Source organism: Streptomyces sp. NPDC006655, from assembly GCF_040703965.1.
Taxonomy (GTDB): Bacteria; Actinomycetota; Actinomycetes; order Streptomycetales; family Streptomycetaceae; genus Streptomyces.
Map to the genome: position 1 here is coordinate 17,528 of NZ_JBEYJU010000029.1, position 12,788 is coordinate 30,315.

The window sequence follows — 12,788 nt, forward strand, 5'->3', positions numbered from 1 at the left end:
AATCTGGGCATGGCCCGTTTCCCTCTGGACCTGCTCCAGACCCAGCACGAATGGAATCGCACCGCCGCCGCGCTCGGCCGCCGGCGTGGCCTACCCGTCGAGGCGGCTGCCCCGCTGCGTCGACGGTTGCAGCAGCTGCACCTCCGGATCGAGGCACACCCGTTCTGGGAGACGAGCACCGGCCGATCGGCTGCGGCCAAGGACGAGCTACGGCAGCGCGTCCGGGAGATGGAAGCGGCGGAGGAGAACCTCACCGACCAGCAGCGGCGCATCCTGACGTGCATCAGGGACTGGGTGGCCGAACGCGGTGAGGTGCCCACCATGAGGGAGATCGCCGACCACGTCGGATTGGCCAGCACCGGATCCGTCTCGTACCAGCTCGACAAGATGGAGCGAGCCGGTGTCATCCGCCGGAGCAAGGGCCGGATCGCCCTACGCTGGTGATCATGCTTGAACCTGGACGGTCGCCGCGGGCGGGCCGCTCTGATGGTCCAGGGGGTCTCGGGTCCCCCATTACTTAGACAAGTTATCGGACCCAAGGAGAGGGCCTCGGCCCCGCTCCCCCACAGAGAGGGGGCGGAGCCGAGGGAACCTTTCGTCAAGCGACGACCTTGAACCCGTGCTTCTTGCCGAGCGCGGTGAGCGACGTCAGGCCGGGGATGCCGTCGGCGTCCCTCCCGCTGAAGTGCAGGCGCTTCTGCCACCTGCCGTACGCCTTGATCGTGGCCGTCCCGAACGAGCCGTCCTTCGCGTACTTCTTGTCGGCCTTGTCGAACAGACCCTCGGCGAGGAGCGCCGCCTCGACGATCTGCACACCGGCCTTGTACGTCTGGTGGCCCTGCTTGGCGGTCGGGTCGGTCTTCGCCGCCTTGATCAGCTTGGACAGGGAGACCGTGGGGGTCGGCGTGGACGGCTTCGCCGGGGTGTTGACGGCACCGGGCCAGGTGTAGGAGGCGACAGCCGTGCCGCCGCGCGGGTCGGCCGGGTCCGCGGTGGGCGGGCACACGCCGTCGGCGAACCTCGGCGCGAAGTACCCGACCACCTTCGACGAGGTCCGGACGTTGGTGTGAGACCAGACCCCGTTGCCCTGACCGTTGTCGACGGCCCCGGTCTGTATGGAGTTCCCGCCCTTGGTGTAGACGCTCTGGCTGTCGAACCCGACGACGATCTCCGTGTGCGCGCCGTCGTTGAAGTTCACCCAGGCCCCGACGGACGGGTACAGCGACCACTGGCCGCGGGCCTTCGCCCAGGAGGTGAAGCTGTTGACGTTGTCGGTCTTCGGGACGATCGCGTCGAACCCGCAGTCGTGGTACATGTCCCAGTTGAAGATCACGCACCAGCTGACGCCGTCCTCGCCGTACTCGACGCCGAAGGGGGTGTGGTTGTCCCAGCCGTCGGAGGCGGTCCACGTCTCGTAGATCTTCTCGGGGATGCTTTCGACGTGGTCGAGGAGGGTCCGCCAGTTGGGGACGCCCGAGGGGCTGCCGGCCGCCCAGGTCTGGAGGGCCGCCGCGCTGGTGAAGTTAGCGACGTCCTGGTCGATGGGGCTCTGGCTGTACTGGTGGATGGTCCACGGGTGCTGGATGGCCGGATCCCCGGCCTGGTGGCTGTAGTCGGCGATCCACAGGCCGTCCTCGCAGTACGAGGTGGTGTCGATGTTGAGCCAGAAGTCCCGGCCGCAGTACAGCAGCACCTTGTGCGTCGGCCGGAGCGCCTTGACGGCCTTGAGGAGGGCGTCCTTCTGCGCGCAGGTGACGCCGGAGTCCTCCCAGTCGATGGCGAGGATGTCACCGTCGACGGACGCGGCCTGCTGGACGAAGTACTCGGCCTGGGCCTGCATGTCGCCCGGCCGGGCGAAGTGGTAGAACCCGACGACCGCGCCGTGGGCGCGCGCGTACGCGGCCTGCGCGGACTGCTTCGGGTTGGTGTACGAGACGCCCTCGGTCGCCTTGATGATGACGAAGTCCTGGACGGTGACGTCGTTGAGGGTGGACGACTGGTAGTCGCTGACGTCGATGCCGTGCAGCATCGTGACCTCCGGGTCAGGTAGAGAGGGGCCGGCGCGACCTGGTCGGCCGGGAAGAACGGGGGGCACGGCCGTGCGCGGGCTCTACGCCTCGTCGTCGTGGTCGTGGTGGAGCGATCGGGGCGGCAGCGGGGGCAGTTCGATGCCGAGGGCGCGGGCGATCGCCCGGTTGACCTCCTGCTGGTAGGCCATGTCGCGTTCGTAGGCGTCGCGGTAGGAGCCGCCGGAGTTCGGGACGAGTTCGGCGGCGAGTTGGCGCACGGCCTCCTGACGGCCGCGGACATCTGCGAGGTCTTCACGCAACGCGGCGACGTGTTCCAGCACGCCGGCGCGCGGCGGGTTGGCGTCGGGGTCGCCCAGGAGCAGGTCGAGGCGGTCCCAGCGGTGCACGCGGTGGCGCAGGGCGGGCCGGACACCGCGGACGATGGCGGCGGTGGTGACGAGAGCGGCGAGGGCCTCGCCGAGGTAGGACATGGTCGCGAGGGCAGTGGAGCCCGGGGACGCGAGGAGCACGAAGGCCGCCTCTCGGTGCAGCAGGGTCCCGCGCCCGGGGACGGGGCGCGGGACCGGACGGTGGGGGGTGTGGAAGATCAGTGGGCGCGGCCCGCGAGGATGAGCAGGAGCACGGCCACGTCCAGGGCCACCGCCAGGGCGTAGATGGAGCGGGTCACCACCCGCTCCCGGCGGTGGCCGTTCACGCCTTCGCTCGCAGCTGGATCGCGTCGATGTAGCGGCGCAGGGCGACGTAGGTGGACAGCCGCATCCGGAACTCACCGTGCAGGCCCCAGCCGGTCGACCAGGAGTTCCGGAACCGCAGGACGGTCTTCTCGGGGATGACGTGGCCGCGGGCGTCCTGGGCGATCTCGTCGATGCCGATGGCGATGACCTCGTGGCCACCGGCGACGGCGCTGGCCTGCCAGTCGCCGGAGTCGATGAACCCGTTGGCGTCCGGGGTGAACCAGGCCTGGAACCAGGGGGTTCCGACGAGGACCGGGCCGTGCTGGAGGAGGGAGCAAAGGTCGTCGGCGGTGGTGGCGTGGACGTAGCCGCCGATCAGGCCGCGCTTCTTGAGGGCGCGGGCGATGCCGAGGCCGGAGGAGCCGGTGTCGTCCGGCGGCCACTGCTTGGGGAACTCGTCGTCGACGGTCTCCTCGTGGTACAGGCAGATCGCGTACCGCTCGCAGACGACCGGGTCGGTGGCGGACAGGCCGACCTCGGCGAGCCGGGCCGCACCGAGGAGGAAGGCGAGCGCGGCGGTGCCGGCGTTCGCGGTGCACGAGCCGAGCGCCTTCACCTTCTTCGCGCCGGGCACCAGCTTGCTGGTGTCGATGCCCTGGGTGTCGAGGTCTTCCTGGTCGAGGATCGGGATCGGGATCTCGTGCCGGACCGTGTGCAGCGTCTGCGAGGTGACGTGCCGGTGCAGGTACTCGAGGGAGCGGGCGTCGAGTCGACGGTGGCGTCCGAGGCGGACGTCGGTCGGCTGGTAGCGGTGTACGAGGGTGCCGTGGGTGAGCACTGGTCCTCCGGGCATGAAAAAGGCCCCCAGCAGGTGCTGGGGGCCTTTGTGAGTGGGGCGGGTGGAGCGCGTGGCGGGAGGTGGAGAGGTGGGGGTCAGCCGCTGATCCAGTGCACCGTCAGCATGGGACCGAAGCCGGTGGTGGCGGAGGTGGTCAGGGCGCCACCGCTGCTCTGCCAGCACACCAGCTCGATGTAGTCGCCGACGTTGCAGAACTGTTCGGTGTAGACGGACTGGGCCCAGGAGTTCGTGGCGATTCCCGAGCCCTGAGCGACGCCACCACGAGCGTTGACGCCGTTGATGTTGATGCCGACTTTCCGGTTGCCGGTCGCGCTGGGGGCGATCGCGAGCGTCGCGGATATTGCGTACGTACCGGCAACCTGGACGACGTACCGCGAGGAGTTGACGGTCGGACTGTGCCCGTTGTCGCTGTCGTAGTCCTCGCTGTCCAGCGTGATCGGGGTGTCCGTCGTGCCGCTGGCGATGGACTGTGACGTCGAGGCGTACCCCTTGAAGCGGGGCACCCCGTTGCTGCCCGATCCCAGCAGGAAGTCAGCCGGCGCCTTCACGCCGGCGTTCCACAGTGCGCCGGTCAGGAACTGGCCCGGCGTTTCGGACGCGACTACGGGCACGGTGCGGGCCACGGAAGCCTCCTAGTAGGCAAAGGCGATGTCGTCGAAGGCCGCGCTGATGTCCCACGTCGTCGGGTCGGTGACCCCGGACGGGAGCGGCTCGGAGATCAGGTCGTTCGCGCTGTGCGCGTTGACGGTGTTCGAGGTGAAGGTCACCGTCGCGGTCGTCCAGCCCGGCGACGTCGCGCTGACGGCCTGGACGGTGACCGTCTCCGCGTTCGCGGTGCCCATCCCGAGGACCAGCTGTTGCCCGGCCGCGAGCTGGGACGCCAGCGGGTTCGTGCTCTCGCGCCGGTTGTTGATCGTGACCGAGTTCGCGCCCGCGGCGATAGTGGACGCGAGCGCCGCGTACCAGGCGGTGAAAATCCCGTAGGGGGTGAGGTCAGCTGGGCTGCACTGGAGCGTGAGCACTGCCTCGTTGTTGTCGTCCAGCTCCCACGCCATGTTCTCCACGAAGCAGTCGACCTGAATGGCGGGCCCGTTCGGGGACCGTCGCATCACCCGAATTCGGGTCCCGAGTTCGAGAGACAGGCAGACCAGCCAGAGCGCCGGATTCCCGGCCGGGTGGAGCTTGAGGGAACTCACGCGGGTCGCGGGCTGCCGATACCTGGACAGCAGGTAGTTCGCGGCGTCCTGGCACTCGTCGGTACTGGTGACGTTGATCGTCCGCGTCATGGTCCGCGGGAAGTACGCGGCCTGGGAGGCGTCGTCGGAGGCGTAGAACGCCTGCGACGTGGCCTCCTGCGTGATCGTGATGTCGTTCGACAGGTGCGTGCTGTCGAAGTCCAGCTCGCACTCTTCGTACGGCAACTCGCCCAGGTCAGCGCGCTCCCCGAACGTGTACATGGGGGTGAGGGCGTTGTAGCGGGTGCTGCGGGACCGGAAGGTCACGTTGCCTGCGGCGTCGACGAAGTGGTTGCCGTTCTCGCTGTCGACGACTGCTTGGAGCGCGGACAGTGCGTCCTGCCCCTCGACGTTCGCGGGTCCCATGCTCGTCGTCAGCCCGGTCTGGATGTTCGAGCCGCCGCTGTATCCCGCGTAGCGCAGGATCCGCTGATAGCGGGCATCCGTGGACTCGCCAGCACATGCCGCTTTCCACGCCGCGTAGATGTTCCGCTGGGTCGATCCGCTCAACGCCGTCGGCCATTCCGCGACGAACGAGATGTTGCCCTTGAAGTTGAACGTCGTGCCGTTACCCACGGTCGGGTCGACCCATCCCCCGACGTTGTCGGAGATCAGGCCCGCGGGCTCCAGCGCCGGATCGAAGCTACCCCACGCGGCTGTCGCCCCGTCGAGGGTGATGAGCAGCTGCGCGTTGGCTCGGCTGTAGCTGATGGTGACGAGGTGCCAGTTGCCGTCGGCGGCGTTGATGGTCGTGCTGGGGACGAAGGACACCCCTGGGGATGATGTGGGGCCACTGGTGGTGAATCGCAGGAGGCCATCGGTGCCGATGTACCAGTACATCAGCGCGCCGGCGGGGTTCCCGTTGACGCGCGTCCGGGAGAACGACGACCAGAGGACCGCCAGCGTTGTCGGGGCGGGACCGGTGTAGCGGAACGCGAACATCCGCGACCACGTGCTGAGGTCGGAGGGGCCGATGATCCCAGCCGAGGACAGCTTGAAGAACGAGGCGCCGCCGGTCACCAGGTTGGTGCCCGGGTTGGAGTTGACGATGGAGGAGACGGTGCCCGAGCTGCCGGTGTAGATGCCGTTTACGGTGTCGGTCGCCGTGATGCTCGCGCCGAAGGTGATCGTCCCCGCGCCGTATTTGCCGATCCCGATCTGCATCGACGGGTTGTTGCCGGTCCAGTCGGCTGCGGTCGTCGACCCGGCCGGATCGTCCAACTTGTACAGGAAGCGGGGCCCGCCGCTGGAGTTGATCTCCATGGTGAGGGCGTCGTTCAACTGCCGCTGGCTCAGCAGGGAGAACGTGTCGACCGCGACGGGCTGGACGATGGCGTACTGGCCGCCCATGTCCCACGACGACGGCCAGCGTTCCGTCCAACCCGTGTACATGGCGTACCAGGCGCCGGGGCACGTCCACGTGGTGGCGGCCGGGCCCTTCTCCAGCTGCCAGCCGCACACCTGGATGTTCGCGGTGGCGGCGGCCGTGGCGGCCGTGGCGACACCGACGTCGATACCGGCCGCGTTCGCGGGCGCCGTGGCGGTGACGGTGAGGTAGGTCCACCCGGCGGTCGTCGACCCGGTCAGGGTGCTGGCCGAGCCGTAGACGTAGCTGCTCGGGGTCGAGGAGCCGATGGTGTACCAGCCGATGAACGCCTGCACGCTCAGGCTCGTCGACGCGGTCACGTTGCGCACCCGCAGCTGCACCGTGTACGTCGTGCCCGGGATCACAGACCAGCGTGGAGTGTGGCACGGCCGCGCACCGGCCGCCGTCGCGGACGGTACCGAGAACTGCATGACGGTGGCGCCCATCCATGCAGCCGACGTCGCCACGAAGGAGCCGCCGCTGGTGTCGGTGGTGGAGAATATGTCGGTGGTGCGCGAGGAGATGGTGCCGCTGAACCCGCCGAGGGTGCCCGCGGTGGCGGCGACCTGGTCGAGGAGGTTCCTCGACGGCGGCCACTGCGCCCGCAGCCGGTACGGCTGGTACGGGAGGATGTGCCCGGCCCACGGGCCGGTGGCGTTGTTGGGGTCGAGGGTGGCGTCCTCGTTGTTCAGGGTGACGGTCGCCTCGCCCGAGCGGACCTGATCCGTCTCGTACTGGCGGCCCCGCTGCACGCTCGCTGAGCCCTCGGTGCGGTCGGTGACCTCGACGTAGCGGTCCAGGGGTCCCGCGCCGTTGTTCGCCGACCAGAACGGCCCCCACCCGTATTCCATGCGGGGCCAGTTCAGGTTGTAGGCGCCCCCGAGGCGTGTGTTGACGTTGGCGAACACAGTGACGTTGCCCGCGAGTTCGGCGGCGCCAGCCGCTGACTCGAACCGGAACGTGACGTTGGTGGCGTCCCAGGTGTAGGCGAGGGAGGCCAGCGTGGTCCAGTTCAGGCCGTCAGGGGAGGTGTCGGCGTAGAAGGAGCCGGCCGACTCCCGCAGCCTCCACCAGCGGTGCATGTGCGGGTCGTAGGTGGGGAGGGTGGTGTTGGTGGTCGTCCCGGAGTTCTGGACGGCCAGCCGGAAGACACCGGACTCGTAGCGGATCGCGATCGAGTTGTTCGCGTCGTACCGCACCCGCATGATCGATTTCGTGTTCCCGGCACCGTTCGCGGCGACGGTGACCTGCGCGTACACGTACGAGCCGGTCGCGTCGTACAGGGTGCTCGTCCCGAAGGTGTTCGTCGCGCCGGACGCCGTCGGCACGGCGAGGGACACCTCGTCGTTGGCGGTGTCCAGCGTCGCCGTACCGGCCGTGATCGACCCCCACCGCGCGGTGTTGATCGCCGCGTCGGTGAACGGATCGACGAGTTTTTCCAGCTTGAGGTTGGCCACCGGGCACCACCCATCCGGCGCCCGGTGGCGCCTCTCGATCTATCGCTTGTACGGCTCGTATGTCTTCGAGTTGCGGGCCCCCAGGCGGAGCATCTGCTTCTCGACGACGTCGCGGAGGTTCTTCTCGGTGAGGACGTGGCCCTTGACCTCCACGTGGACGGTCGTCTGGTGGATGACCGTGCCGCCGCCGGCGGCCGCGGCGAGCGACATGCCGCTGCCGGTGAAGTCGCTGGCGCCCACCATGGAGGCGGCGAGACGGCTGATCGCGCCGGTCGCGTGCGTTGCGCCGTCGTCGACACCGGCCGCCAGGCCCCTGGGGATCCACTGGCCGATCGCCGCGAACACCCGCGAGGGGCTGTGGATGCCGAGCGCCTTCTTGATCGCCTTCTGCATGCTCTTGGCGATCTTGAGCATTTGCTGTTCGATCTTCTTCTCTTGGGACTGGAGTCCCTTGACCAGGCCCTGCGCGGCCTTGATGCCCGACCCGTACATCGAGTCGGCCACGGCCTTGCCCGCGTTGGTCGCCGCAGCGTTCGTCGTCTTGTTGACGGCGTTGATCTGATCGATTTGCGACTTCGTCGCCCCAGAGAGCGCGGCGGCCGTAGCGCCGCCCTGGTCCACGCCGGCCGCAGCGATCTGCGCGATGAGGTCGCTGCTCAGGCCCTTCTTCTTCAGCGCCTGGAGCTGCGCGCTGAACTGGACGGCCTTGGCCATCTGGTCGCGCATCTTGTTGAGGACGTCCTGCGCGGTGAGCGCAACACCGTCCTGCGGGGCCTCCGTGACGATCGAAAAGCCCTGCTTGATGCCGTCGGCCGTCGACTTGACCTGGTCAGACCACTGCTTCTGGAGGCTTTTCAGCTTCGACTGAGCGGTCTTGAGCTGCGCGGCGACGCTGTCCCGCTTGGCGGCCAGCGACCGGAGGAGCTTGTCCTCCTTCTTGACGTTCGCCTCCAGCTTCTTGAGGGTCGCCTCGTGGGACTTCACCCACCGGTTACTGACGCCCTTCGTGCCCTTGAGGTCAGCGACCTTGTTGTAGGTCTGGATGAGCAGGGACTCGATCCGCCGAGTCGCTGCCTTCACCCGGGCGGTCGAGCCGGTCAGACCGTCGACGAGACCCTCGTTGACGTAGATGCCGAGGCTGCGGAACACACGGCTCGGAGACGCGATGCCCAGGGTCTTGGCGAACGCGTCCGAGGTGGCCTGAGCGGCGCCCCGCATGATCGCCACCGGGTTCGAGGAGTTCTCGCGGATACCCTGTGCCAAGCCGTCCATCAGGGCGCGCCCCGAATGCAGCGTCCAGCCGCGCCCGGAGAACGGGCCCGTCTTCGCCGGGCTGTGCGGGAAGAGATCGCTGACGGACGACAGCACGCTGTGCGTCGCGTTCACCGCCGCGCTCACCATCGACTTGATGCCGCTGACGAACCCCTGGAGCAGCGCCCGGCCCGAGGAGTACAGGTACGAGCCCAGGTTCCCGAGCGCAGCCCGCGCTCTCCCGGGCACGCCCCGCACCCACGTGATCGCCTCGGTCGCTTTCGCGACGGTGGCCGACTTGAACTCCGACCAGGCCGTCGAGGCCCTCGACGACAGACCGCTGCCGAGGCTGGAGAGGTAGCCGTAGATCCGGCCAGGCAATCCGCTGACCCAACTACCGAGGGAGCGGCCGACGGACACGGTCGCCTTGTAGGCGTCCGAGAACCCGGAGGAGATCTTCCCCCAGTACTTGATCACCAGGTCGACCGCGAGACCGATCGGTCCGGTGATCAGCCCGAGCAGCAGCTGCCAGTGCGACTTCACGAACCCGACGACCCACGAGACGGCCGTCGACACGGCAGAGCTGATCTGGCTCCAGTATTTGATCACCAGTACGATCGCGAGGCCGATCGGCCCGGTGATCAGCACCAGCATCAACTGCCAGTGCGACTTGACGAACCCGACGACCCAGCCGATCACCGCGGCGATGCCCCGGAACGCCGTATCGACGAACGCCCGGAACCAACCGATCTTGTTGTACGCCAGGATCAGGCCCGCAACGAGAGCGACAATCGCGATGACGACCAGGGTGAGCGGGCTCGCCATCATGGCCATGTTCAGCAGCCACTGAGCGGTCGCCGCAGCCTTCTCCGCGATCGCTGCGGCAGCCACCTGGACTTTCTGTACCGCCCAGGCGGCCGCCGACCGGATGGCGGCGAGCGTCGAAGCTGCGGTGGCCTTCGCGAAGTTCCAGGACGCGAGGGCGGCGGTCTTCATGGCCAGGCCGACAGCCTTGACGCCGTTGACCATGCCGGTCCAGGCGGACGCGGCACCCGCCTTCGTCGCCCGGCCGACGGTCGTGGCGAACGTGCGGACGCCCGAGATGGCCCGCTTCGAGCCGGAGACCGAAGCGTCCCAGCCCTTGCGGAGGATCCCGCCGAAGCTGCCCGCCTTCCCGGAGAACGCGGACTCGGCGACCCGGGCGTCCTTGAAGCCCTGGGCGACGCGGCGGCCCATGTTGATGCCGGCCATGCCCATCCGCCCGAAGGCAGACAGGCTCTTGACTCCCGAGGTGACCACCTTCGCCGTGTAGGCGACGACGGACAGGGCGAGGACGCCGCCGATGACCGCGGCGAGCGCGGCAGCAGCGGTCTTGTGCTGAACGAAGAAGGTGATGACCGCGGAGACAACCGGGATGAGCTTGGTCCCGATGTCGATGGCGAGGACTTCCGCCCGCTGCTTGAGCTGCGCCATCTGGACGTTGAGGCTCTTGCTGGTCTCCTTCCAGCCCTCGACGTCCTTGCTGCTGTGGTTCAGCGACTTGCCGATCTTCTCGACACGATCGTTGAACCCGGCCATGTTCTCCTTGCCGGTGAGCTGCAAGGTGGTGTTGAGGCCGATTGCACCGCCGGTCATCCGGGCGATGGCGTCGGTGTACGTCTTGGCCGCAGGGCCGCCCTTCTTGAGGGCGTCGCTGAACCCGTGGGTCTTGTTCTGCAACGTGGCGTACTGGCTCAGCAGGTTCGCCTGCTCGGGCGGGAGGCCCTTCAGCGCCTGCCGCCAGTCCGCGAGGCTCAGCTTCCCCGAGCTGTACGAGCGCGCCAGGCTCTGGATGCCCTTGGGCATGCTGCGGACCATGGTGTCCGCGTCCTTGGCCGCCTGAGTCGACTTGTTGAACGCGCTGATCAGTACGGTGCCCGACGGGCCCATCTTCGACAGGACTGCCTTCGACAGCATGTCGAGGGTGCCCGTCAGGCCCCGTTTGCCGAGCTTGGTGGAGACGTCGATCGAGGACAGGCCGAAGCGCTGCATCTCCTTGACCGCTACGTCGTTCGGCTTGGCCAGGTTGCGGATGGTGGAGGCGAGTTCCTGCGTGCCCTCTCGGGCGGAGGTGCCGTGCTGCGTGAGCGTGGCCAGGGCGCCCGCAACCTGATCGAACCCGATCTTGTTGGCGGAGGCGAGGGGGAGGACCGTGGACAGGGAGCCCGCGAACTCCTCCATGGTCATCTTGCCTTCACCAGCGGCCGTTTTGAGCGCGTTCATGACACGCACGGAGTCGGACGCGTGGTAGTGGTACGACGCCATGACGCTGGTCATCGCGTTGGTCACGGTGCTGAGTTGGGCGTTCTCCTCGCGGGCGCCCTGGGCGGCCGCCTTGAGGACCGTGATGCCCTGGGCGCCCCTGTACCCGGCCTTTTCGACCTGGTACATGCCGTCGGTCAGGTTCGGGATCGTGGTGCCGGTATCTGCGGCAACGTCCTTGATGCCCTGCCGGACCGTCTGGAGGCCCTTGAGGCTCTCCCCCGCCGCGGTGTGCAGGACCAGGGTCTCGGACTGGAAGTCCGCGGCCATCTTGGTGCTCGCCACCGCGACGCCCGCGCCGATCAGGGAGACCGAGCGGCCCATCGTGGCGAGGCCGGCGTACGCCGTCGCCCCAGCCTTCTTGAAACCGCCCGCAGTGCCGTCGACCCGCGTACGGGCCTCGGCGAGCGTCCCCTTGAGCTGGGTGATGTCGCCCATGAGGCGGACCACCACGGGCGGCAGAAGGGTGCCCTGAGACACGGCGCCCCCCTTCCTGGGTAGGGCGCCGTGGGCGCGGTGTTACGTCACGTCAGTGGCGGCGGCTGATCGCCGTTCGCCACGCGGAGTGGTAGATGTTCGTGAGCGCGCCGGTCGCCGCGAGCCGCTCGTACGACGGCTGCACGAACGGGCGTGGCGGGAGCACGGTGGCTCCCCCGCGCCCGGTGGGGCCGCCAAGTTCCTGGATCCGCCCGTACACGGCCGTCGGCCCGACCTCGGCCATCCACCGGCCCATCCCGAGCGGAACGGGCCCCTGCACGGTGATCGAGCGGCGCAGCGTGCCCGTGATGAGCGACGGAGGCTCCCCGGGGCTGGACGGCGTCGGAGTACCGCGCCGGTGACTGCTCGTCGCCAGCGTGGTCTTGATCTCCCGCTCCAGGAGGTGGGAGGCCTGTGCCGTCGCCACCCGGGTTGCCGCGCTGACGGAGGTGAACAGCCCCACGAGCGCGGCGTTCAGCTCGGCAACGCCGATGACCTCGACTGCCTGCCCGGACACGGCTCACCCCCGTTCGGCGTCCTTCATGGCCTTCTCCTGCTTGGCCGCCTTGACCTCGTCGAGGACGACCGCCATCTGCGGAAGCCACACGTCCAGCCACGCCGGGAGTTCATCGACCTGCGCCGGGGTCCACCGGTACCGCTCGGCGTACCAGAGGTAGTCGAACGCCTGGTCAACCGGTGTGATCGGGTGACCAGGCGGGACCTTCTCCCCCTCCAGCCGGGCCCTTAGGCGGCGGAGGGCTCGGTAGGGGACGCCGGGTCCGCAACGTCCTTCGGGTCCGGCTTCTCCGGGAAGAGGACCGCGCGGGCGGGCTCGATGGCCTCATTGAGGGCCTCGTCGTCCTCCAGCGGGATCAACTCCAGGGAGCCGGGCGCCTCGCTCGGGACCGGCATCGGGTACGACCAGTCCAGGATGAGGACGGTGAGCAGCCCGTTGAGGAGGTCGAGGGACTGGCCGACGTCGCCGCCCTCGACGCTCTTGATGGCGCGCATGGCGCGCTGCTTGTCGCCGCGCCGCAGGGTCTGGGGGTCACGCAGCTGGACCCAGCCGCCGGAAGGGAGCTTGACGCGCTCGGTCGTGGACATGGCTTCTCCGATACAGGTGAGGGAGTGAGGGTGA

9 protein-coding genes are annotated in these 12,788 nt (G+C 68.6%); 1 reads left to right on the forward strand and 8 read right to left on the reverse strand.

From position 1 onward, the window contains the following. Positions 1–9: 9 nt before the first annotated feature. Positions 10–444 carry a winged helix-turn-helix transcriptional regulator gene (locus AB0958_RS18655; RefSeq protein WP_366891525.1) on the forward strand — a complete coding sequence of 145 codons (435 nt, stop codon included), beginning with the start codon at positions 10–12 and terminating at the stop codon, positions 442–444. A gap of 154 nt (positions 445–598) precedes the next feature. Here AB0958_RS18655 and AB0958_RS18660 read toward each other — a convergent pair whose 3' ends face one another. The 8 genes from AB0958_RS18660 to AB0958_RS18695 all read right to left on the reverse strand — a co-directional run bounded on the left by AB0958_RS18660 (position 599) and on the right by AB0958_RS18695 (position 12,754). Further along, complete coding sequence (locus tag AB0958_RS18660; RefSeq protein ID WP_366891526.1) at positions 599–2,029, reverse strand: GH25 family lysozyme; 1,431 nt, start codon at positions 2,027–2,029, stop codon at positions 599–601. Between the two features lie 81 nt (positions 2,030–2,110). Beyond that, entirely contained in the window at positions 2,111–2,539 is a 429-nt protein-coding gene (locus AB0958_RS18665) for a hypothetical protein (RefSeq protein WP_366891527.1), read from the reverse strand. A gap of 181 nt (positions 2,540–2,720) precedes the next feature. Continuing rightward, entirely contained in the window at positions 2,721–3,557 is an 837-nt protein-coding gene (locus tag AB0958_RS18670; RefSeq protein ID WP_366891528.1) for a hypothetical protein, read from the reverse strand. An 80-nt stretch (positions 3,558–3,637) separates the two neighbouring features. Next, a complete protein-coding gene (locus AB0958_RS18675; protein WP_366891529.1) occupies positions 3,638–4,186 on the reverse strand; it encodes a hypothetical protein in 549 nt (182 codons plus the stop codon). Between the two features lie 9 nt (positions 4,187–4,195). Then, complete coding sequence (locus tag AB0958_RS18680; protein ID WP_366891530.1) at positions 4,196–7,621, reverse strand: hypothetical protein; 3,426 nt, start codon at positions 7,619–7,621, stop codon at positions 4,196–4,198. Between the two features lie 39 nt (positions 7,622–7,660). Beyond that, complete coding sequence (locus AB0958_RS18685) at positions 7,661–11,653, reverse strand: phage tail tape measure protein (protein WP_366891531.1); 3,993 nt, start codon at positions 11,651–11,653, stop codon at positions 7,661–7,663. A 49-nt stretch (positions 11,654–11,702) separates the two neighbouring features. After that, positions 11,703–12,167: a hypothetical protein gene (locus tag AB0958_RS18690; RefSeq protein ID WP_366891532.1), complete on the reverse strand. Its 465-nt coding sequence runs from the start codon at positions 12,165–12,167 to the stop codon at positions 11,703–11,705. A 227-nt stretch (positions 12,168–12,394) separates the two neighbouring features. Further along, positions 12,395–12,754, reverse strand: coding sequence for a hypothetical protein (locus tag AB0958_RS18695; protein WP_366891533.1), 360 nt, complete (start codon positions 12,752–12,754; stop codon positions 12,395–12,397). Positions 12,755–12,788: the final 34 nt, after the last annotated feature.